This is a genomic window from Kribbella sp. C-35 (genome assembly GCF_046549195.1).
In the GTDB taxonomy this organism is placed as follows: domain Bacteria; phylum Actinomycetota; class Actinomycetes; order Propionibacteriales; family Kribbellaceae; genus Kribbella.
The window spans coordinates 662,410-682,387 of record NZ_JAJPWG010000001.1; the positions used below are offsets into that span (position 1 = coordinate 662,410).

The window sequence follows — 19,978 nt, forward strand, 5'->3', positions numbered from 1 at the left end:
GTCCCGATGTCCACCACAACTGTCCGGCCGAACGTCGTACCGGCCGATCCTGTCACCCGCCGGCGCATAGGCGCGATCGGCATCGTACTCATCATCAGCAACGTCATCGCGACGCCCGGCGGCGTCCTCTGGCCCGAACCGTCAGGCGGCGGCGAGACCTACTCGTACGCCGACATTCAGCCGCTGCGGGACCGCTGGTGGGGACTGCTCGTCGTCCTGAGCATCAGCGGGATCCTCGGCGTGGCGGCTCAGGCCTTCCTCACCGGCTACCTCGTGCGCGGTCGCGGTGCGGGCTGGGCCACGACCGGCGGATTTCTGATGTGGATCGGGATCGCGTTCCAGGCGGTCGGTGTCGGCGGGCTCGCGGCGACGTACTACGTCGCCACCGGGGTCGACGCCACGACGGGCGGCGTGGTGATCGGCACCGCGAACGACGACCTGCTCCACCTGTTCGGCCCGATGCTCGCCGGCGCGTTGATGGTCGCCGTCGGAACGGTGCTCCAGGTGGTCGGGTTGTGGCGGTCGCACGCCGTACCGCGTTGGGTGCCGCTGCTCGTGCTGTTCATCGTGATCAGCTTCGTGGTCCCGGGCAACGGGTGGATCGGGCTGGCCGTGCAGATCCCGATGGCGGCCGGCGCGATCGCCGTCGCGTACTACGCGTGGCGCCGGGCCGCCGTCGGCAGTCAGGGCCGGTCGGCAGTCAGGGCCTAGGCGCGGCCGTCGAACAGGCTGGTCACCGAGCCGTCCTCGAAGACCTCGCGGATGGCTCGGCTGATCAGCGGCGCGATCGACAGCTCGGTGAGCTTGTCGAAGCGGCGCTCCTCGGCGATCGGCAGCGTGTTGGTGACGATCACCTCGCTGGCCTGGCAGTTCTTCAGCCGGTCCACCGCGGGGCCGGACAGGATCGCGTGCGTCGCGGCGATCACCACACCCGCCGCGCCCTCGGCGTACAGCGCGTCGGCGGCTTTGGTGATGGTGCCGGCGGTGTCGATCATGTCGTCGACCAGGATGCAGACCCGGCCCTTGACCTCACCGACGACCCGGTTCGCGACCGTCTCGTTCGGGCGGTCGATGTCGCGGGTCTTGTGGATGAAGGCCAGCGGCGCGTTGTTCAGCCGCGCCGACCACTGCTCGGCCACCTTGATCCGGCCGGCGTCCGGCGAGACCACGGCCAACTGCTGGTCGCCGTACTTCTCCCGCACGTAGTCGCTCAGGATCGGCAGCGCCATCAGATGGTCCACCGGGCCGTCGAAGAAGCCCTGGATCTGCGAGGTGTGCAGGTCCACGCAGATCAGCCGGTTGGCGCCCGCGGTCTTGAACAGGTCGGCCATCAGCCGGGCCGAGATCGGCTCCCGGCCGCGGTGCTTCTTGTCCTGCCGCGCGTACCCGTAGAACGGGAGCACCACGGTGATCCGCTTGGCCGACGCCCGCTTCAGCGCGTCGACCATGATCAGCTGCTCCATGATCCACTCGTTGATCGGCGAGGTGTGGCTCTGGATCACGAACGCGTCGCTGCCCCGGACCGACTCCTCGAACCGGACGTAGATCTCGCCGTTGGCGAAGTCGTACGCCTGGGTCGGGACCAGGCCGGACCCGAGCTCCGTGGCCACCTCCTCGGCGAGACCGGGATGCGCCCGGCCGGAGAAAACCATCAGGTTCTTCTCGGTGGTTCGTTTCATCCCGCTCATCGCCCGCGCCTCCCGTTGTGCTTTCTGCCGCTCAGGCCTGCTGCTCGTCCGGCTTCGCAGCATCGGCCGGCTGGTCGGCCAGTGCTGCCTCGGCCGCCGCGGCGGTCTTGGTGCCGGCCCGCTTCCGCGCGACCCAGCCCTTGATGTTGCGCTGCCGGCCGCGTGCGACCGCGATCTCGCCCGGGCCGACGTCCTCGGTGAGCGCCGTACCGGCCGCCAGGTAGGCGCCGTCCGCGATGGTCCGCGGCGCGACGATGACCGAGTTGCTGCCGATGAACGAGTGCTTGCCGACATGCGTCGGGTGCTTCGCGACACCGTCGTAGTTCGCGAAGATCGTGCCGGCGCCGATGTTCGCGCCCTCGCCGATCGTCGCGTCGCCGGCGTACGTCAGGTGCGGGACCTTGGCGCCGTCGCCGATGGTGGAGTTCTTGGTCTCCACGAAGGTGCCGATCTTGCCCTTCACGCCGAGCTTGGTGCCCGGGCGCAGGTACGCGAACGGGCCGACGCTCGCACCGTCGCCGATGATCGCCAGCGAGCCGTGCGTCCGGATGATCGTGGCGTTCTCGCCGATCTCGACATCCGTGAGCGTGGTGTCCGGGCCGATCGTCGTACCGCTGCCGACCACGGTGGCGCCGTGCAGCTGCGTGTTCGGCAGCAGGGTGACGTCGCGGGCGACGTCGACGGTCTGGTCGACCCAGGTCGTGTTCGGGTCGACGATCGTGACGCCGGCGCGCATCAGCTTGGTGAGCGTACGGCGGTTCAGCTCGGCGCGGAGCGTGGCGAGCTGGACCCGGTCGTTGACGCCCTCGGTCTGCATCTCGTCGTCGGTGACGTGCGAGCCGACCCGCTTGCCGTCGGTCCGGGCGATGCCGATCACGTCGGTGAGGTAGAGCTCGCCCTGGGCGTTGTCGGTGGTGAGCCGGCTGAGACCGTCCCGCAGGGTGACCGCGTCGAAGACGTAGATCCCGGCGTTGATCTCGTCGATCGCCCGCTGCTCCGCGGTGGCGTCCTTGTGCTCGACGATCGCCGCGACGGTGCCGTCCGCGCCCTGCACGATCCGTCCGTACCCGGTCGGGTCGGGGACCCGCGCGGTCAGGACGGTGACCGCGTTGCCGTGCTTGTCGTGCTCGGCGATCAGGTCGTGGAGGGTCTCCGCCTCGAGCAGCGGGACGTCACCGGACGTCACGATCACCGAGCCGTCGAAGTCCTTGGGTACGGCGGTGAGCCCGGCGCGGACGGCGTCACCGGTGCCGAGCTGCTGCTCCTGGACCGCGGTGCGGGCCTCTGGGTCGACGAGCTTGAGATGTTCCTCGACCAGTTCACGGCCGTTACCGACCACGACCACGAGGTGTTCGGGACTGAGCGCCCGGGCGGTCAGCACGGCATGGCCGACGAGACTTCGCCCGCCGATCTCGTGCAACACCTTCGGGGTCGCCGATTTCATCCGGGTACCGAGCCCGGCGGCCATGATCACGACCGCCGCGGGGCGATGGGAAGTCACGCGGTCTTCTCCTCGAGTTCCCTGCGAGTTCTTTCAACAAGTATCAGCATGGGCACCCGAAACAGCGCCCGCGCAAGCCTACTTGCTTCCCGGATGCCCCCTCGCACGGGGACGGCGAGACCGATGTCACCCCCGCCGCGACACCAGCCGACCAGACCGGTAACTCTCAGTGATCTTCGCGGTCCGCTTCGCCGCGTTTCCAGTAATCACGGATACGACGTCGGACTCGGGCATCCCACCCCTCGGGATCGAAGTTAGGCTAGCCTCACTCAATTGCTCCTGATAGCGCACAGCGGACCGGACGGGTTGAGGGCAGGTCAGCGACTGAACGCGGCCAGCGCGGCGAACGGGGACTGCGCCGACGCTGCGGACATCCCGACCGTCCAGACGCGGTCCTTCGCGGTCGTGACGCCGGTGAGGGTGCCGGTCGCGGCCTTGGGCGCCGGGCCCGCGACGAGCTTCGAGCCGCTCAACTGGAGGACGTACGGCGCCGCGGTCTGGCCGTCTGCAAAGCGTTCACCGACCACGACCGGGAGGTTGTTGCGCAGGGCAACGTCGTACAGCTGGGCCATGCCGGCCGGTACGGCGATCTTGGTCCACTTGGTGCCGTTGTAGTGCAGAGCCAGGGGAGCGATTCCGGACGTGTACTGGACGCCGACGAGCCAGATGTTCTTCGGGCCGGCGGCCGCCATACCGGTCGGGATCTGGGAGCCGTCGGTGGGCAGGTCCTTGACCAGCGTCCAGCGTTTTCCGTCGAAGTGCGCGAGGCCGGCGTTGAGGCCGAGCCAGGCGTTCTTCGCGGAAAGAACAGCCAGAACGTTTCCGTTGATCGATCCTTCCAGACCGGTATTGAGCGCCTGCCACTTTCCGGCGGCGTACCGGTAGACGACGGCGCGTTCCTTGCCGCCGAGGCTCTCCAGGCTCGCGTTGGTCTTCACCGGTTGGGTTGTGGCCTTCCAGGCCTTGCCGTCCCAGCGCATCGCCAGCGGGCGTTGGACGGCGAAGTCGTAGACCTGGTCGCCGCCGACGTCCCGCCTGCTCCGGAGGCCACGTCGTTGAAGGTGGCCGGCTGCCGATGGGTCGCGGTTGTTGTCCATTGCAACGATCCTTGGGCAGCCGTTTCCTTGGCCGTCTCGTTGGCCGGGCGAGCGGCCGCGGTCCCCGCCGTGACCGCGGTCGCCAGGGCCCCGGTCATCACGACCAGCATGCTTTTCTTCAGTCTCACAACGATCCCCTCCGAGTCAGCGTCTCCTACACCCCTCCCGACGCTGCGGACCACCGCCTGCGTTACAGCCCGTTTTCTGCAACCCTGGAAGGTATGGCCCTCACACTCGGAGCAGTCGTCCTGAACGTCCCGGACACCGGCCCTGCCGCCGACTTCTGGCGCGAGGCTCTCGGCATGACCGCCGACCCCCACAACGGAGACTTCCTCGCCCCACCACCCGGGACCCCAGCCACCCGCCTCCACCTCGACAGCACCGACCGTACCCACCTAGACCTCTGGGTCGACAAGGAAACCTCAACCCCGGAAGCCGAAGTGGACCGCCTCATCGCCCTCGGCGCCGAACGAGTAGAAGACTGGACCTACCCACCCAACGCCGACTTCGTGGTCCTGAAAGCCCCCGACGGCACCATCTTCTGCATCATCGGCTGAGCAGCGCTGCGACCTGCGGGGTGTTGAAGAGGTTTGCGGTGAGGGGGACGTGGGTGTCGCGGTTGTAGGGGTCTTGGTCGTGGGCGTTGGCGATGATGAGGGAGTAGGCGCAGCGGTAGATGAGGAGATGTTCGGGGTCGTAGCCGAGGCGGGCGGCGAACTCCGTGTCGAAGGCAGCTTCGATCTCGCGGGCCCGTGGGGACCAGAGGTCGATGACGGTTGCGGTGGCGGCCGCTTCGAAGACCGGATCGCCCGGCATGGTCAGCAGACCGAAGTCGAGGAGCGTTACGGGGCGGAGGTTCTCGTCCACGAGGATGTTGCCGGCGGTGACGTCGCCGTGGACCAGGCGCGTCTCCGGCTCCTTCAACTCGGACAGCAGCACGAAGAGGTTCTCGATCTTCGTCTCGAAGTTGTCGATGACCGGACTCAGTTGATCGCCGAAGCGCGCCACCCGTCGACGGACGAGACCCGACAGCGCCTCGATCCACGACACGCCCTCCGGCCGGAACGGATCCGGTTCGTCGAGCACCGTCGTACGGCGAAGAACGGCCGGCGCCTCGACCTGCGCGAGCGCCTCGACCACCTCCACAACGCAGTCCCGCATCCGCTCCCAGCCCGCATCGCCGAACTGCGGCGCCACAGTGTGCAGCGGGACTCCCGGCAGCTCTTCCTCGATCGTCACCCAATAGGACCCCGGGCGGTGCAGGTCCAGCAGGCGCGGCGTGCGGTAGGGCAAGCGGCCGTCGACAGCGGCGTACAACTCCTCCAGCGTTCGCAGCTCACTCTCGCCCGCGTGGAACCAGATCTTCGCGATCTTCTCCCCACCGAGCCGAAACACAGCGCCCTGCATCCCGATCGCAACCTGCTCGGGCTCCCGGTACCCCAGACTGTGAAGCTGTTCCCGCAGAAATGCGTCCGACAACGACATGCCGACAGACCCTAGCCGTACTCCTCGCAGGCTGTCTGTCGATTTTGCCCCAGGCTCAGTCGTACGAGCGTTCGGCGAAGCTGAGGCCGCCGCGTTCGGGGTGAGTCAGGTACTGGCCCTTGCTGTGTACGGGCCGTGTGCGGACGTACTGGGTGAAGCCGGGTGCGCGGAGGCGGAGGTCGAAGTTGTGGCCCTCGATGTGCCACAGCGGGTCCGGGCGGTCGTCGGGCGGGTCGAGCCGATGCAGGTCGGCGATCTCGAGCAGGTCGTTCATCGGCTCCAGCTTGCCCGAGACGTCCCACGCCTCGTCGAACACCAACGTCGACGGCGCGATCCAGAACGTGAAGTGCCGCCGCGCGAACGCCGGATCCACCCACCGGACGATGTAGTCGAGATCGAGCAGTACGCGTTGCCAGGGAAACCCGTCCTCGCGGACGCCGATGCTCACCGCGTGCACCCGGCAGTCGTGCCAGCCCATCACCTCGAAGTCGGCCGCCGTCCAGGTCGCCTTCTCCAGTTCCGTCATCGCACCAGTATTGTCGGAAGGGCCTGGAATCCTTGCAGTATGGGTGATTCGCTGGTGGATGTCGGGGGCGTCACGCTGTTCGTCCGGGAGCTCGGACGGCGGAGTGATCGGCCTTCGGTCGTGGTGCTGCACGGCGGGCCTGATGTCGGGCACGGGTACCTGGTGCCCGGGTTCGAGCCGTTGGCCCGGGATCATCACGTGGTCCTGTTCGACTTCCGCGGGTGCGGGCGGAGCAGTCGGGGGTTACCTGACGACGACCTGCAGCCGGAGTACGTCGTACAGGACACGCATCGGTTGATCGAGAGACTCGGGCTCGGGGCGGTTGACCTGGTCGGGTTCTCGACGGGTGGGCGGGCGGCGATGGAGTTCGTGCACCAGCATCCGGAGCAGGTACGGCGGTTGGTGCTCGCGTCGACGTCGGCGTACTCGTCCGCGGAGGGTGCGGTCTACCTCGCGGACTGGGACGAGTACCAGCGCCGCCAACGGGTCGAGGACGAGGCGAACGGTGCCCTTCGCAACTCGACGATCTTCGTGTGGGACCTCGCCCGTGCGCCGGCGTACCTGCAGCTGCTTGAGTCACTGGACACCGACCTCGGTGACTGGTCGTATGAACGCGCGATGAACGGCCTCATGCACCCGTGGATCACTGGCGATCCTGAACAGATTCTCCGCGACTTCGCGAAACCCGTTCTCATCCTGCATGGGGAGAAGGACATGGGGTTCCCCGTTCAGCTGGCTCAGCGCCTCCATGAAGCTGTCCCCAGCCGGCTGGCCGTCATCCCCGACACTGCCCACATGTGCCACTTCGAACAACCTGAGGTCTGGGCACAGCACATCCGGGAGTTCCTTGATGGGTGAAGTTCGGGGTGCACCGGCTGGGGGCGGTGAACAAGGTATTGCCTGTGGCCAAACCCGTGGGGTGTGCACAGGACAAGCACCGCGCACGATTGCGTAGGATGCGGTGTTGTGCAGGGGACGCGGCTCGACATGGATCGGATTCGGGCGGCGCGCGAGGTCATCGATCCGGTGTTTCTGGACAGTCCCTTGTATCGCTGCGAAGCGCTGGAACCGCTGCTCGGCTGTGCGATCAGCATCAAGCTCGAGACGGCGAACCCGGTCCGCAGCTTCAAAGGCCGAGGCACCGAAGTCGTCGCGAGTCAACTCGCCGGCAGCGACTCGCGCGCCGTGGTGTGCGCGAGTGCGGGCAACCTCGGCCAGGCCCTCGCTTGGTCGAGCCGGGACCGTGGTCTCGACGTCACGGTCGTCGCCTCGCGGTTCGCGACCACGACCAAGCTCGACCGGATCCGCGCACTCGGCGCCAAACTCGAACTCGTCGACGGCGACCACGAACTCGCCCGCGAACGAGCTGCCGCAATCGCGCAGTACGACGGGATTCGCCTGCTCGAGGACAGCCTGGACCTCGAAACCTGCGAAGGCGCAGCAACCATCGCCCTCGAACTCGCGCCACACATCGACCAGCCACGGATCGACCGGCCCGTGGTGCTGATTGCGCTTGGTGGGGGTGCGCTGGCGACGGGTGTGGGGTACGTGCTGAAGTCGCTCGCGCCCGCGGTCGAGGTGATCTGTGTGCAGCCGCTCGGTGCGCCGGCGTTAACGCATTCCTGGCATCAGCGCCGGGTCGTGACCACCGACGCGATCAACACCATCGCCGACGGTGTCGCGGGCCGCATCCCTATCCCGGAGGTCCTCGACGACCTCCTCGTCGTCGCCGATGACGCCGTACTCGTCCCGGAGTCCTCGATCGTCACCGGTCTGCGCATGCTGCTCGACCACGCCGGCCTCGTCGTCGAACCATCGGCCGCGCTCGGTATCGCCGCGATCCTCGAAGACCGCGACCGCTTCGCCGGACGACAGGTGTTCACGATCGTGTGCGGCAGCAACGTCGACCTGGACAAGTACCGGCGCTGGGTCAGCCTCTGATGGCGAGGCTCGCGGTGAAACTCCTGCTGCTGGACGAGGACGACCGCGTGCTCCTCATCCACGCCAAGGACCCGAAGACCCAGGCCGAATGCTGGTATCCGGTCGGCGGCGGCGTCGAACCCGACGAGTCCCTGCAGGCCGCGGCCGCGCGCGAGGCGTACGAGGAGACCGGTCTGCGCGATCTGCCGACGGGGATCCACGTGTGGACCCGGGACCACACGTACGAGTTCAACGGCGAGACAGTCGACGTACACGAGGAATGGCTGCTGCACCACGTCGAACACTTCGCGCCCGCGCCGGCGCAGCTGAGCGAGTACGAAACCACCACCATCCTCGGCTTCCGCTGGTGGACCGCGCAGGAGCTGATCGAGACCGCCGAAACCGTCTTCCCACCACAACTCGGAGACCTGCTCACCCGCGAGAAATCCGCTCGCTAGTCCGGCGGATCCGAACGAGACTCGGTGCCATGGATGTGCGGTACGCCGAATACGCGCCCGGGGACCTGCCTCCGTTGCTGAAGGCGCAGGTCCTGTCGTTCCTGCGGATCGTCTGGCCGGAAGGATTTACCGGCGAGCTCAGGTATCGCGACTGGATCACCAACCCGGCGTACGAACCGCACCATTTGCTGTACGTCGCCGGTGACCTGGTCGTCAGCCACCTCGAGATCGTCCACGTCGACCTGTCCCACGAAGGCACGACGTACAAGGTCGCCGCTCCGACCAGCGTCCTCACCTTCCCGCAGTTCCGTAACGAAGGATGGGCCGGGCACTTGGTCGCGGCCGCCTGTCGCCGGATCGAGTCCGGCGACGCCGACCTCGGCCTGATCTGCTGCGAACCGCACAACCAGCCGTTCTACGCCAAGGCCACGGGTTGGCCCTCCGTGCCCGAGGCAACAGTCGTCGTCGACGACACCCCCACGGGCCAATCAATCCTGATGCGACTCCTGAGCTCCAAAGCACAGCAACACCAGGAAGACTTCCTCCGCTCCCCCATCCGCCTCGAAGACGAGTTGTGACCCGCAGGAGAATGAGTTCGTGATCGTCATCCGTCCAGCCCGTCTCGAAGACCGCGAGCACGTCTGGCCGCTCGCGCGGGCCTTCGCCACGTCGTTCACTCCCGAACGGTCCGCATTCGACGCGACCTGGAAGCAACTGGTCGACGTACCCGACACCCTGCTGCTGGTCGCCGAGACCGCCGACGGTGAAATCGTCGGCTACCTGCTCGGCAACCGTCATCTCACGTTCCTTGCCAACGGCCCCGTCGCCTGGGTCGAGGAGGTCATGGTCGACGAAAGCCAGCGGCAGTCCGGAATCGGCCGCCTGCTGATGGAACACGCCGAGCGATGGGCCGAATCCACAGGCGCCGCCTACCTCGCCCTCGCCAGCCGCCGAGCAGGCGCGTTCTACCTGGCTCTCGGCTACGAGGACTCGGCCGTCTTCTTCAAGAAGACACTGACCTGAACCGCGGTCAGGTGTCGTATTCGAGGCCGTCCCAGGGTTCGTAGTAGGCGATGAAGTCGCCTGGTTCGATGTGGATCGAGTAGATGCCTTCGAACTCGGTGCCTACCCAGCCGAAGGTCACGCCGTTCCTTTCGACGGCGAACGGCGCGACGTCGATCGGCTCGAGGACGTACTTGCCGAGCTCAGCCAACCGCGCGGCGCGCAGCTGATCCGCACCGGCCGAAGCAGCCTGTCCAGGAGGAACGCCCGCAGGCCGGCCGACCTCGTCGACCTTCACCTCGTCGAACGTCCCGTCCGCGTTCCACAGGAACAAGCCGACGTACGCCGACGCGGGACCGAACAACTCGTCGCTGAGAAAGAACTTCCGCCCGTCCTCGGCCGTTCCGGCGTACGGGACGTGATAGTCGTCCGGAACGATCCGGAACCGCGCAGGCATCCGATCCACATCCGCCTCCTCCGCACGCTCCGCCGACCCGCCCCCACACCCGGCCAACGCAACCACCAACCACAACGCCAGCACCCCGCACCGCAGCCCCCTCGCCCGCCCCATGCCGCACAATCTAGCCACCGTTGCCGGCTTATGTGACCACTGCCGGGTTACAAACACGCCACCGGTAAAGCAACCCGCCAGTGCGTTGATCTGCACACTGGGGTGGTGGGAACCGTTCCGTTGGTGCTTGGGCTGGTGGTCGCAGTGGTGATCAGCGCGCAGATCGTGCTGCTGACGGGAGGGCGCCGTCCGCTCGACAAGCGGTTGCGCGACCTCGGCGCGGGTGGCGACGCGTTCGGACTGCTGTGGGCGGCGGTGCTGACGATGGGCGCCGTGGGCGCCGTCATCGGGAGCCTTCTCGATGGAGCGGGAGCCGGTGGTGCTGTCGGCGTCGTACTGGCGCTGCTGGCCTGGATCGCCGCAGTTATCTGGGCCCACCGCCGGCCACAACCGCCCGCACGACACCAGGCATCGCACGACAAGTAGACGTCGGGTCTCGCGCTCGGGTCGTGGCAGGTGGCACATTGAGCGGATGTTGACGCAGGTGGGTGACGGGGTTTGGGTGCGGCAGAGTGAGTGGGTTTGGAGCAATGCCGTTGTCGTGCAGGGGGAGGGTGGGTTGGTGCTGGTCGATCCCGGGATCGACGGGGCCGATCTGAACGAGCTCGCCGATGATGTGGATCGGCTGGGGGTTCCGGTGATTGCCGGGTTCTCGACTCATCCGCACTGGGATCACCTGCTCTGGCATTCCCGGTACGGCGACGTGCCGCGGTATGCCACGCTCGGGTGCGCGACGGTTGCCGGGGAAGTGCGAGAGCGGGCCCAGGCGATGGCGGCGGAGAGCGCGGAGGGCGTTCCACTTGAGCTGATCGGGCTCCTGAGCCCGCTGCCTGCGGATGGGGGACCCATTCCGGGAGAGGTCGTCGAGCATCAGGCACACGCGATCGGGCACGCCGCCGTACTCCTCGCCGACCGCGGCGTCCTGATCGCCGGCGACATGCTCTCCGACGTCCTGATCCCCCTCCTCGACGCCCGCCGCCCCGACCAGGTGTGCGCCTACGAAACAGCACTCGACCGACTCACCGACGCCGCCCAGCACGCAAACATCCTGATCCCCGGCCACGGTGCAGTCGCCAAGGGTCCCGAAGTAGCAGCCCGCCTGACCGCCGACCGCGCCTACATAGACGCCCTACGCCGAGGAGAAGACCCACCCGACCCCCGCCTAACCCAAGACTGGCTCACAGTCCCCCACCAGTCGAACCTGAACCAGGCCAGACCCGCGTCCGAATGAAGACCAAATGAACAGAACCCCGGCTCGGAGACACCCGAGCCGGGGTTCATGCTGCTCCCCCGCCAGGTTTCGATCCTGGTCTTCGAGATTCAAAGTCTCGCGGGCTGCCGATTACCCCACGGGGGATCGTGGTTGCCGGGACAGTTTGCCATGAGTGGGGTGGACGACACGCTCCAGGGGTTCCTTACCTACGGTGCCGTAGGTTACGGTGGCGTAGGTAAGGACACGCTGAGCTGAGGGATTGACCGCTATGACTCCACCCGCCGTTGCCGCTCCGGATGCGCCCACCCGTACCGCGCCGGTCGACGAGGACGTAGACACCGGAACGCTCGGCGGTGAGCAGAAGAAGCCGTGGGAGCAGGTCGCGCTGGCGCTGTTCATCGGTATCCCGTTCCTGGCGGTGCTGGCGGCGGTGCCGATCGCGTGGGGCGGGTTCCTCGGCTGGCGGGACGTCGTACTCGCGGTGGTGTTCTACACGGTCGCGGGTCACGGGATCTCGATCGGTTTCCACCGGCTGTTCACGCACAAGTCCTTCAAGCCGAACCGCCCGCTCAAGTACGCGCTCGCCATCGCCGGCTCGCTGGCGATCGAGGGCCCGGTGATCCGCTGGGTGGCCGATCACCGCAAGCACCACAAGTTCTCCGACCGCGACGGCGACCCGCACAGCCCGTGGAAGTACGGCAACACGCTGGGCGCGCTCACCAAGGGTTTCTTCCACGCGCACGTCGGCTGGCTGTTCGACACCGAGCAGACCCCGCAGCGGCAGTACGCGCCGGATCTGCTGAAGGACAAGGACGTCGTCAAGGTGTCCCGGATGTTCCCGCTCCTGGTCGCCGTAAGCCTCCTTGCGCCGGCGGTGATCGGCGGCCTCTGGTCCTGGTCGTGGACCGGTGCGTTGACCGCGTTCTTCTGGGCCAGCCTGGTCCGGATCGCGCTGCTGCACCACGTCACCTGGTCGATCAACTCGATCTGCCACACGATCGGCGACCGGCCGTTCAAGAGCCGCGACAAGTCCGGCAACGTGTGGTGGCTGGCGATCCTGAGCCAGGGCGAGTCGTGGCACAACCTGCACCACTCCGACCCGACCTGCGCGCGGCACGGCGTACTGAAGGGGCAGCTCGACACGTCCGCCCGCTGCATCTGGATCTTCGAGAAGCGCGGCTGGGTCTCGGACGTCCGCTGGCCGGTCAAGGAGCGGCTGGAGGCCCGACGTGTGGACTCTTCGCCCCGTACGCTCAAGGCTGCCTGACCTTAAACTCCCACCGGCAATACCCGAAGTGCGGCATGATGCTGACGTGATCACGACGTGACGGAACCCAAACCGCGGCGATCCGGCCGGATCCGGATGACCAGTGCCGAACGTCGCGAGCAGCTCATCACCATCGCCCGGGGCCTGTTCGCCCAGAAGGGCTTCGAGGCGACCTCGGTCGAGGAGATCGCCCACCGTGCCGAGGTCTCGAAGCCGGTCGTCTACGAACACTTCGGCGGCAAGGAAGGCCTGTACGCCGTCGTTGTCGACCGTGAGGTACGGGCGTTGCTCGACGGCGTCACCGGCGCGCTGACGGCCGGCCGGGCACACGAGCTCGTCGAGCAGGCGGCGCTTGCGCTGCTCGACTACATCGAGAACAACTCCGACGGGTTCCGGATCCTGGTCCGCGACTCGCCGGTCGGGTCGTCGACCGGCTCGTTCATCTCGATCCTCAGCGACGTCGCGACCCGGGTCGAGCACATCCTGGCCGAGGAGTTCAAGCGCCGCGGGCTGGAGCCGAAGAACGCCCCGATGTACGCCCAGATGCTGGTCGGCATGGTCGCCCTCACCGGCCAGTGGTGGCTGGACGCCCGCAAACCGAAGAAGCAGGACGTCGCCGCACACCTCGTCAACCTCGCCTGGAACGGCCTCTCCGGCCTCGAGGTCAAGCCGGTTCTCGCGACCCGGCCACACAAGTAACAGCACAAGTAACAGCCTCTGGTCGTACGCCGACATCCGACCGTGGAATGACCCCCGCCAAGAGCGGGCCCCGTACCCTGGCCAGCATGACGGGGATGCTGACCGCGAGGCCGCTGCCTGCCCGGAGCAAGGCGTTCGACCTGTTCCTGGCCGGCGGCCTGTGCATGATGTTCGGCTTCCTGTCACTGGCCCAAGCACACTGGGGCGGCATCCTAGCGTTCGGCATGCTGGTCCCGCTGATCTGGCGCCGCACCCACCCCGAACTCGTCTTCGTCGCGGTCTGCTCGGTCGCGGCCCTGCAGTGGCTCGGCGGCATCGAGCTGATGCCCGGCAACGTCGGCCTGCTGGTCGCGCTGTACGCGATCTCCGTGTACGGCGACGTACGGCTGAGCCGGATCGCGTTGGGAATCGGTGGTCTCGGCGTCCTGATGGCGACCTCGCGGTACTGGTCGAACTCGGACTGGAAGCAGCAGGTCACGATGATGGTCGCGCTCGGCGCGGTCGTCTTCGGCGTCTGGGCGTTCGGCGAGCGCCGCCGTACCCGCGGCCTGTACGTCGCTCAGCTCGAGGAGCGGGCCGCCCAGCTCGAAAGGGACCGCGACCGCGAGGCCAAACTGGCCGTCAGCAACGAGCGGACCCGGATCGCCCGCGAGATCCACGACGTGGTGGCGCACGGCCTGTCGATCATGATCGTCCAGGCCGACGGCGGTCTGTACGCCGCGGACCAGTCTCCCGAGGCGGCGAAGAAGGCGCTGGCCACGATCGGCGACACCGGTCGCGCGAGCCTGACCGAGATGCGCAAGATGCTCGGGCTGCTCAAGCAGGACGAGCAGAACGAGCTCGACCCGAACCAGCCCCGCCCCCAGCCCGGCGTCTCCAGCCTGCCCGAGCTGATCGAGAACGTCCGGGAGGCCGGGCTCAGCGTCAGCTACGAGGTCACCGGGGAACCCCGCGATCTCCCGGCGCTGCTCGGGCTGACGGCGTACCGGATCGTGCAGGAGGGTCTGACGAACACGCTGAAACACGCCGGGCCGGGGGCGCGCACCTCCGTCAGCCTGGACTTCGGGCGCGAGATGCTGACCGTGGTGGTCACCGACGACGGCCGCGGCGCCGGCGTCGCGCCGAGTACGGACCCGGGTCACGGCCTGGTCGGGATGCGGCAGCGCGCCTCGGTCTCGGGCGGTACGGTGAACGCCGGACCGAAGGCGGGCGGTGGTTACGAGGTGATCGCCAGACTGCCGTACAACCTGCCGACTGGAGAGTAAGTGAACGACGACGTGATCCGGGTGTTCCTTGTCGATGATCAGGAACTCGTCCGGGCCGGGTTCACGATGCTGGTGGACTCGCAAGCCGATATGCGGGTGGTCGGCCAGGCGGGCGACGGCGGCGAGGCGCTCGAGAAGATCCAGGTGACCGCGTGCGACGTGGTGCTGATGGACGTCCGGATGCCGCGGCTGGACGGCGTCGAGGCGACCCGCCGGCTGCAGTCGTTGCCGGACGCACCTAAAGTCATCGTGCTGACGACGTTCGACCTGGACGAGTACGCGTTCGCCGCGATCAAGGCCGGTGCGGCCGGCTTCCTGCTCAAGAACACGCCGCCGGCCGACCTGCTGAGCGCGATCCGTCAGGTGCACTCCGGGGACGCCGTGGTGTCTCCCAGTACGACGAAACGCCTGCTGGAGCACTTCGCCGGGGCACTGCCCGACGCCGATATCGAGCGCCCCGACCTCAAAGACCTCACCGCCCGCGAGCGCGAGGTGCTGGTCGAGGTCGCCCGCGGCCTGTCCAACACCGAGATCGCCAGGCTCTTCACGTTGTCCGAGGCAACGGTCAAGACGCATATCGGCCGGATCCTGGCCAAGACCGGCCTGCGGGACCGGGTCGCCCTCGTCGTCCTGGGGTACGAGACGGGCCTCGTCCGGCCTACCAAGTAATACCCAGGTAGTACGCACACTGCAGTCTCCGGTCCGACGAGATCCCTCCGCGTTCTCACTAACTTCTTCACCAACGTTCAGTTGAGTTGAGGAGTGACATGAGCTTGCAGACCGGAGAGCTTGCGGCCGGGCGGTTGCCGCAGGACGGGGAGCCGCGGACCGCGATCCGGGCGCACGAACTGCGCAAGGTGTACGGACAGGGCGACACCGCGGTCGCCGCGCTCGACGGGGTCTCGGTCGACTTCGGGGTCGGCCAGTTCACCGCGATCATGGGTCCGTCGGGGTCCGGCAAGTCGACGCTGATGCACTGCCTGGCCGGGCTGGACACCCCGACCGAGGGCCAGGTGCTGCTCGGCGAGACCGAGCTGACCCGACTGCCGGACGCGGAGCTGACCAAGATCCGCCGGGACCGGGTCGGCTTCGTCTTCCAGTCGTTCAACCTGCTCCCGATGCTGACCGCGAACGACAACATCCTGCTCCCGCTCGAGCTCGGCAACCGAAAGCCCGATCAGGAGTGGCTGAACACGCTGATCGAGGTTCTCGGGCTGGGCGACCGGCTCACGCACCGCCCGTCGGAGCTGTCCGGCGGCCAGCAGCAGCGGGTCGCGGTGGCGCGGGCCCTCGTGGGCCGCCCGGAGGTCGTGTTCGCCGACGAGCCGACCGGCAACCTGGACTCGCGGTCCGGCGCCGAGGTGCTCGGCTTCCTGCGCCGCTCGGTCCGCGAGTTCGGCCAGACCGTGGTGATGGTGACGCACGACCCGCTCGCGGCGTCGTACGCCGACCGCGTCGTGATGCTTGCCGACGGCAAGCTGGCCGGCGAGCTGCGGCAGCCGACCCCGGAGAGCGTTCTCGACGCGCTGCGCCGGCTGGGGGCCTGACGTGCGACGCTCGCTCCTCTCCTCGCTGCGCGCCCACATGGGCCGCTTGGTCGCCGCCTGCCTGGCGATCGTCCTCGGGGTCGGTTTCGGCTCGCTCGCGATGATCGTGCATGCGTCCGCGTCGCACGGCGTCGACGAGACGATCGGCGCGCAGTACAAGGGCGTCGACGCCGTCGTCTACCCGGATCGGGCGACCATCTCCCCCGCCGACATCGCCAAGGTCCAGAAGCTGCCGCAGGCCGCGGCGGTCGTGACGCTGACGACCGCGTACATGGACGTCGCGTTCCCCGATCTGGTCCGTGGAACCACGGTTCCGATCGACGCGCTCTACAGCGCGCCGCAGATCGCCGGCCCCAGCACCTCGTCCGGACGGTTGCCAACCGCAACGAACGAGATCGCCCTCCCGGCCCGTACCGCGACCAAGCACAAGATCGGCGTCGGCCAGACATTGCGGATCAGCTCGTACGACGACAAGTCGTGGACCGTCACCGTCGTCGGGTTGCTGGACGACTCGAAGTACGTCGGAACCGCCTCCGCGGTCGCGACTCCGGCCGCGGTGAAGATCTTCGACCCGGGCGCGTTCACCCGCGGGATCGCACTGGCCGCCAAGCCCGGCGTCACCCAGCAGCAACTGGCCGACGCCGCGCAGGCTGTGGTGGCGAGCGGTCTGACTGCCTACACCGGTGAGGCCTTCATTCAGCACGAGGTGCAGGACCTCACCAACGGCATCGACGTACTCGGTGGTGTGTTCGGCATGTTCGCGGTGATCGCGCTGTTCGTCGCCTGTCTGGTGATCGGCAACACCTTCACGATCGTGATCGCTCAGCGCACCCGTGAGATGGCGCTGCTGCGCTGCGTCGGCGCGTCCCGCCGGCAGGTGTTCTCCTCCGTGCTCGCGGAGGCCACCGTGGTCGGCGTGATCGCGTCCGCGATCGGTGTCGTCTTCGGCGTCGCGCTGTCCGCGCTGGGCCTGGCGCTGTCCCGCGAGTTCGACTGGGGTATCCCGCCCGTACCACTGCACCTCGACCTGGTGTCGCTGTTCCTGCCGCTGCTCCTAGGTGTCGCAGTCACGGTAGTGGCCGCCGTCGTACCCGCTCGGCGGGCAACCAAGGTGGCGCCGCTGGCGGCGCTTCGTCCTGAAGCGGCTCCGACGGCCGCGACCAAGGCCGGCGTACTGCGGTTGATCCTGGGCTTCCTGCTCCTTGCCGGCGGCGGCCTACTCCTCGCCGTCGGGGCGATGCAGCACGGGGTACTGATCGGTGTCGCAGGCGGCGCGATCTCGTTCCTCGGCATCCTCGCGATCGGCGCGCTGCTCGTCCCGGCGCTGATCCGCGTGATCGGCGCACTGCCCGCCAAGACCGGCGGCGTACCGGCCCGGATCGCCGTCGCGAACGCGGTCCGCAACCCCCGGCGTACGGCGGCCACCACGTCGGCGCTGCTGATCGGCGTGACGTTGATCAGCCTCACCTGCGTCGGGATCGCCTCGGTACGGAAAACGTTTGACGTGTCGATGGACGGCCAGTATCCGGTCGATCTGATGGTGACGACGTACAACGAGAAGATGCCCGCGAGCGCCGAGCAGCAGCTCCGTGACATCAAGGGCATCACCCAGGTCGTCCCGATCAGCAAGGTGATGGTGAAGTCCGGCGGTCAGGAGCTCGAGGTCACGGGAATCGACGCGGCCGCGGCCGGATCGGTGATCCACAACCCGTCGCTGGCCGCGCAGGTCAAGCCCGGTACGGCGTTGCTCGACTACCCGACGATGCAGATGCTGAAGCTCGAGAACGGGAGCCCGATGACGATCGTGTCGGGGCAGCACAAGCTGACCCTGACCGCCCAGCGCGGGAACGGACTCGACCCGTTCACGGTCACGTCGGCCGATCTCGCAAAGCTGGCGCCGAGCGCGCCGGTGACCGGGTTCTGGCTGGCGTCGGACCCGAAGGCGGACGGCGGGGATGTGATCGACGCCGTGGAGCAGTCGATCCCGACCGTCAAGGATCTGTCGGTGCAGGGCGGGTTGGCCGAGCGGACCAGCTACACGAAGGTCTTCGACGTACTGCTGATCGTCGGGATCGGTCTGCTCGGGGTCTCGGTGCTGATCGCGCTGGTCGGCGTCGGCAACACGCTCAGCCTGTCCGTGCTGGAGCGGACGCGGGAGAACGCGTTGCTCCGGGCGATGGGTCTGTCCCGCCGCCAGCTGCGCCGGATGCTCGCGGTCGAATCGTTGCTGATGGCACTGGTCGCGGCCGGTCTCGGGATCGTGCTCGGCCTGATCTACGGCTGGACCGGGACGAGCGCGCTGATGGGCGGCCAGACGGCCGAAGGCGGCGTCGAGTACGCCGTACCCGGGACCTTGCTGATCGCGATCGCCGCCATCGCCGCGGTCGCGGGCCTGCTCGCCTCGGTGCTACCTGCCCGCCGCGCGGCCAAGGTCGCACCGGCCGGCGCACTGGCAACCGAATGAGCCAGCGGCTCGCCCGGCTTGAGGGGGCCGGGCGAGCCGCTTCGTCACACGATCTCCACCCGATTCCCGTGGCCGTCGGCGGTATGAAACCGCCGGCGCCCCGGGATCGTTTCGTTGTCCCATGTCACCGGGAAACCCAGATCCGCCAGTCTTGAAGCCAACGCGTCCAAATCCTCCACCGCCAACGCCGGATGCGCCTTCTTCGCCGGCGTGAAGTCCTGCTCCACCCCGACGTGGATCTCCGCCGCCCCGGCCCTGAACCAGCACCCGCCGCGCGCCTTCAGCAGCTCCGGCTTCTCCACCTCGGTCATCCCGAGCGCCTCGCCGTAGAACGCCCGCGCCACGTCCTCCCCACCAGGCGGGCATGACACCTGCGCGTGATCAAGTCGCATCGATCAGCCCTTCTTCTGCGCAACCGCGAAGATCCGCCGGAACGGCAACAGCGTCCCGTACTCCTTCTGCGGATACGCCTCCGCCAGCCGCGCGCCGTACTCCGCTTCAAAAGCAGGCCGTACGTCGTCCGGCAGCGACTGCAGCACCGGCCGCGCGCCGGTCCCCTTCACCCACTCCAGTACGGCGTTGTCGCCGGACAGCAGGTGGAAGTACGTCGTCTCCCACGCGTCCACCACGCAACCTTCCGCACTGAGCGCGTCGACGTACTCGGCCGGACCAGGTACGTCGGGACGCAGCGACCTATCCTTCGCGTACTCGGCGTACGGCTCGGTCCCTGCGAGCTCCCGCAGGATCGCGTGCGACGGTGCATCGCCGTTACCCGGGATCTGGATCGCCAGCCACCCGCCCGGCCGCAGCGCCCGGACGAACCCGGGCAGCAGGTCGAGCTGCTCCGGCACCCACTGCAGCGTCGCGTTCGTGACGATCACATCCAGCGAACTCGGCTCGACTCTCCACTCGCGGACGTCACCGAGCTCGAAGCTCAGGTGGTCGTCGGCGTACTGCGCTGCCGCCTGGAGCATCTGCGGCGAGCTGTCGATCCCGCGGATCACGGCCTCCGGCCAGACCTGACGCAGAGTCGCGGTCAACGCGCCCGGCCCGCAGCCGAGGTCGACCACGGTCCGTACGTCGGTCGCCCGGACCCGCTCGACCAGGTCCCGGAACGGCCGGGCGCGCTCGTCGGCGTACGTGCCGTACTGCTCTGGACTCCACACCGGTGACGTGCGCATCGGGCCACACCCTCTCAGACTGATTTATCTTGACGTCGAGATACTCTAGACCCGTGACTTGTCTTGATGTCAAGAGTCTTGATGAGTACTCTCG

The 19,978-nt window shown here is 67.9% G+C and carries 23 protein-coding genes and 1 tRNA gene; 15 read left to right on the forward strand and 9 right to left on the reverse strand.

Annotated elements, in window-relative coordinates:
* Positions 1-6 precede the first annotated feature (6 nt).
* Complete coding sequence (locus ACLJOO_RS03415) at positions 7-711, forward strand: hypothetical protein (RefSeq protein WP_410785309.1); 705 nt, start codon at positions 7-9, stop codon at positions 709-711.
* On the opposite strand, the gene ACLJOO_RS03420 is transcribed toward ACLJOO_RS03415, so the two are convergent.
* From ACLJOO_RS03420 to ACLJOO_RS03430, 3 genes are all read right to left on the reverse strand, one after another.
* Positions 708-1,688, reverse strand: a complete 981-nt coding sequence (locus ACLJOO_RS03420) for a ribose-phosphate diphosphokinase (RefSeq protein ID WP_410785310.1) — start codon at positions 1,686-1,688, stop codon at positions 708-710. The genes ACLJOO_RS03415 and ACLJOO_RS03420 overlap by 4 nt on opposite strands.
* Before the next feature lie 31 nt (positions 1,689-1,719).
* Complete coding sequence (gene glmU, locus ACLJOO_RS03425) at positions 1,720-3,189, reverse strand: bifunctional UDP-N-acetylglucosamine diphosphorylase/glucosamine-1-phosphate N-acetyltransferase GlmU (protein ID WP_410785311.1); 1,470 nt, start codon at positions 3,187-3,189, stop codon at positions 1,720-1,722.
* A gap of 317 nt (positions 3,190-3,506) precedes the next feature.
* Entirely contained in the window at positions 3,507-4,286 is a 780-nt protein-coding gene (locus ACLJOO_RS03430; RefSeq protein WP_410785312.1) for a hypothetical protein, read from the reverse strand.
* Positions 4,287-4,507: 221 nt separating this feature from the next.
* On the opposite strand from ACLJOO_RS03430, the gene ACLJOO_RS03435 reads away from it, so the two are divergent.
* Positions 4,508-4,843, forward strand: coding sequence for a VOC family protein (locus ACLJOO_RS03435; protein ID WP_410785314.1), 336 nt, complete (start codon positions 4,508-4,510; stop codon positions 4,841-4,843).
* On the opposite strand, the gene ACLJOO_RS03440 is transcribed toward ACLJOO_RS03435, so the two are convergent.
* A complete protein-coding gene (locus tag ACLJOO_RS03440) occupies positions 4,833-5,771 on the reverse strand; it encodes a phosphotransferase family protein (RefSeq protein WP_410785315.1) in 939 nt (312 codons plus the stop codon). The two genes, ACLJOO_RS03435 and ACLJOO_RS03440, sit on opposite strands and share 11 nt — an antisense overlap.
* A gap of 55 nt (positions 5,772-5,826) precedes the next feature.
* Positions 5,827-6,297 (reverse strand): hypothetical protein, encoded by a 471-nt coding sequence (locus ACLJOO_RS03445; RefSeq protein ID WP_410785316.1) that lies wholly within the window; start codon positions 6,295-6,297, stop codon positions 5,827-5,829.
* Positions 6,298-6,336: 39 nt separating this feature from the next.
* Between ACLJOO_RS03445 and ACLJOO_RS03450 the strand changes: the two genes are divergently transcribed.
* The 5 genes from ACLJOO_RS03450 to ACLJOO_RS03470 all read left to right on the forward strand — a co-directional run bounded on the left by ACLJOO_RS03450 (position 6,337) and on the right by ACLJOO_RS03470 (position 9,698).
* A complete protein-coding gene (locus ACLJOO_RS03450) occupies positions 6,337-7,155 on the forward strand; it encodes an alpha/beta fold hydrolase (protein WP_410785317.1) in 819 nt (272 codons plus the stop codon).
* A 129-nt stretch (positions 7,156-7,284) separates the two neighbouring features.
* Complete coding sequence (locus ACLJOO_RS03455; RefSeq protein ID WP_410785318.1) at positions 7,285-8,238, forward strand: threonine/serine dehydratase; 954 nt, start codon at positions 7,285-7,287, stop codon at positions 8,236-8,238.
* A complete protein-coding gene (locus tag ACLJOO_RS03460; RefSeq protein WP_410785319.1) occupies positions 8,238-8,675 on the forward strand; it encodes an NUDIX hydrolase in 438 nt (145 codons plus the stop codon). Before ACLJOO_RS03455 ends, ACLJOO_RS03460 begins: the two co-directional genes overlap by 1 nt.
* 29 nt (positions 8,676-8,704) lie before the next feature.
* Positions 8,705-9,253, forward strand: coding sequence for a GNAT family N-acetyltransferase (locus ACLJOO_RS03465; RefSeq protein ID WP_410785321.1), 549 nt, complete (start codon positions 8,705-8,707; stop codon positions 9,251-9,253).
* 19 nt (positions 9,254-9,272) lie between these two features.
* Complete coding sequence (locus ACLJOO_RS03470) at positions 9,273-9,698, forward strand: GNAT family N-acetyltransferase (RefSeq protein ID WP_410785322.1); 426 nt, start codon at positions 9,273-9,275, stop codon at positions 9,696-9,698.
* A 7-nt stretch (positions 9,699-9,705) separates the two neighbouring features.
* Here the strand turns inward: ACLJOO_RS03470 and ACLJOO_RS03475 are convergent, their stop codons facing one another.
* On the reverse strand, positions 9,706-10,248 hold the full coding sequence (locus tag ACLJOO_RS03475; protein WP_410785324.1) for a hypothetical protein: 543 nt from the start codon (positions 10,246-10,248) through the stop codon (positions 9,706-9,708).
* Positions 10,249-10,353: 105 nt separating this feature from the next.
* On the opposite strand from ACLJOO_RS03475, the gene ACLJOO_RS03480 reads away from it, so the two are divergent.
* Together ACLJOO_RS03480 and ACLJOO_RS03485 are read left to right on the forward strand one after the other, a co-directional pair.
* A complete protein-coding gene (locus ACLJOO_RS03480) occupies positions 10,354-10,674 on the forward strand; it encodes a hypothetical protein (protein ID WP_410785325.1) in 321 nt (106 codons plus the stop codon).
* 46 nt (positions 10,675-10,720) lie between these two features.
* A complete protein-coding gene (locus ACLJOO_RS03485; protein WP_410785326.1) occupies positions 10,721-11,479 on the forward strand; it encodes an MBL fold metallo-hydrolase in 759 nt (252 codons plus the stop codon).
* A gap of 54 nt (positions 11,480-11,533) precedes the next feature.
* Here ACLJOO_RS03485 and ACLJOO_RS03490 read toward each other — a convergent pair.
* Positions 11,534-11,605, reverse strand: a tRNA-Gln gene (locus ACLJOO_RS03490).
* 124 nt (positions 11,606-11,729) lie between these two features.
* Here ACLJOO_RS03490 and ACLJOO_RS03495 point away from each other — a divergent pair.
* The 6 genes from ACLJOO_RS03495 (at position 11,730) to ACLJOO_RS03520 (ending at position 18,703) form a co-directional block, all read left to right on the forward strand.
* Positions 11,730-12,728 (forward strand): acyl-CoA desaturase, encoded by a 999-nt coding sequence (locus ACLJOO_RS03495; protein WP_410785327.1) that lies wholly within the window; start codon positions 11,730-11,732, stop codon positions 12,726-12,728.
* 57 nt (positions 12,729-12,785) lie between these two features.
* Complete coding sequence (locus tag ACLJOO_RS03500) at positions 12,786-13,427, forward strand: TetR/AcrR family transcriptional regulator (protein ID WP_410785328.1); 642 nt, start codon at positions 12,786-12,788, stop codon at positions 13,425-13,427.
* Between the two features lie 86 nt (positions 13,428-13,513).
* Entirely contained in the window at positions 13,514-14,692 is a 1,179-nt protein-coding gene (locus ACLJOO_RS03505) for a sensor histidine kinase (protein ID WP_410785330.1), read from the forward strand.
* On the forward strand, positions 14,693-15,361 hold the full coding sequence (locus ACLJOO_RS03510; RefSeq protein ID WP_410785332.1) for a response regulator transcription factor: 669 nt from the start codon (positions 14,693-14,695) through the stop codon (positions 15,359-15,361). It begins immediately after the preceding gene.
* Between the two features lie 98 nt (positions 15,362-15,459).
* A complete protein-coding gene (locus ACLJOO_RS03515) occupies positions 15,460-16,239 on the forward strand; it encodes an ABC transporter ATP-binding protein (RefSeq protein WP_410785334.1) in 780 nt (259 codons plus the stop codon).
* Between the two features lies 1 nt (position 16,240).
* Positions 16,241-18,703 carry an ABC transporter permease gene (locus ACLJOO_RS03520; protein ID WP_410785335.1) on the forward strand — a complete coding sequence of 821 codons (2,463 nt, stop codon included), beginning with the start codon at positions 16,241-16,243 and terminating at the stop codon, positions 18,701-18,703.
* 44 nt (positions 18,704-18,747) lie between these two features.
* On the opposite strand, the gene ACLJOO_RS03525 is transcribed toward ACLJOO_RS03520, so the two are convergent.
* Entirely contained in the window at positions 18,748-19,095 is a 348-nt protein-coding gene (locus tag ACLJOO_RS03525; protein WP_410785336.1) for a VOC family protein, read from the reverse strand.
* A gap of 3 nt (positions 19,096-19,098) precedes the next feature.
* Complete coding sequence (locus ACLJOO_RS03530; protein WP_410785338.1) at positions 19,099-19,884, reverse strand: methyltransferase domain-containing protein; 786 nt, start codon at positions 19,882-19,884, stop codon at positions 19,099-19,101.
* Positions 19,885-19,978: the final 94 nt, after the last annotated feature.

What these genes read in the sequence shown, in the direction of transcription:
- ACLJOO_RS03455 (WP_410785318.1), top strand. Translation starts at nt 7,285, where the DNA reads ATGGATCGGATTCGGGCGGCGCGCGAGGTCATCGATCCGGTGTTTCTG.
- ACLJOO_RS03440 (WP_410785315.1), bottom strand. Translation starts at nt 5,771, where the DNA reads ATGTCGTTGTCGGACGCATTTCTGCGGGAACAGCTTCACAGTCTGGGG.
- ACLJOO_RS03430 (WP_410785312.1), bottom strand. Translation starts at nt 4,286, where the DNA reads ATGGACAACAACCGCGACCCATCGGCAGCCGGCCACCTTCAACGACGT.
- ACLJOO_RS03450 (WP_410785317.1), top strand. Translation starts at nt 6,337, where the DNA reads ATGGGTGATTCGCTGGTGGATGTCGGGGGCGTCACGCTGTTCGTCCGG.
- ACLJOO_RS03475 (WP_410785324.1), bottom strand. Translation starts at nt 10,248, where the DNA reads ATGGGGCGGGCGAGGGGGCTGCGGTGCGGGGTGCTGGCGTTGTGGTTG.
- ACLJOO_RS03530 (WP_410785338.1), bottom strand. Translation starts at nt 19,884, where the DNA reads ATGCGCACGTCACCGGTGTGGAGTCCAGAGCAGTACGGCACGTACGCC.
- ACLJOO_RS03515 (WP_410785334.1), top strand. Translation starts at nt 15,460, where the DNA reads ATGAGCTTGCAGACCGGAGAGCTTGCGGCCGGGCGGTTGCCGCAGGAC.
- ACLJOO_RS03485 (WP_410785326.1), top strand. Translation starts at nt 10,721, where the DNA reads ATGTTGACGCAGGTGGGTGACGGGGTTTGGGTGCGGCAGAGTGAGTGG.
- ACLJOO_RS03420 (WP_410785310.1), bottom strand. Translation starts at nt 1,688, where the DNA reads ATGAGCGGGATGAAACGAACCACCGAGAAGAACCTGATGGTTTTCTCC.
- ACLJOO_RS03415 (WP_410785309.1), top strand. Translation starts at nt 7, where the DNA reads ATGTCCACCACAACTGTCCGGCCGAACGTCGTACCGGCCGATCCTGTC.
- ACLJOO_RS03465 (WP_410785321.1), top strand. Translation starts at nt 8,705, where the DNA reads ATGGATGTGCGGTACGCCGAATACGCGCCCGGGGACCTGCCTCCGTTG.
- ACLJOO_RS03435 (WP_410785314.1), top strand. Translation starts at nt 4,508, where the DNA reads ATGGCCCTCACACTCGGAGCAGTCGTCCTGAACGTCCCGGACACCGGC.
- ACLJOO_RS03495 (WP_410785327.1), top strand. Translation starts at nt 11,730, where the DNA reads ATGACTCCACCCGCCGTTGCCGCTCCGGATGCGCCCACCCGTACCGCG.
- ACLJOO_RS03505 (WP_410785330.1), top strand. Translation starts at nt 13,514, where the DNA reads ATGACGGGGATGCTGACCGCGAGGCCGCTGCCTGCCCGGAGCAAGGCG.
- ACLJOO_RS03525 (WP_410785336.1), bottom strand. Translation starts at nt 19,095, where the DNA reads ATGCGACTTGATCACGCGCAGGTGTCATGCCCGCCTGGTGGGGAGGAC.
- ACLJOO_RS03445 (WP_410785316.1), bottom strand. Translation starts at nt 6,297, where the DNA reads ATGACGGAACTGGAGAAGGCGACCTGGACGGCGGCCGACTTCGAGGTG.
- ACLJOO_RS03460 (WP_410785319.1), top strand. Translation starts at nt 8,238, where the DNA reads ATGGCGAGGCTCGCGGTGAAACTCCTGCTGCTGGACGAGGACGACCGC.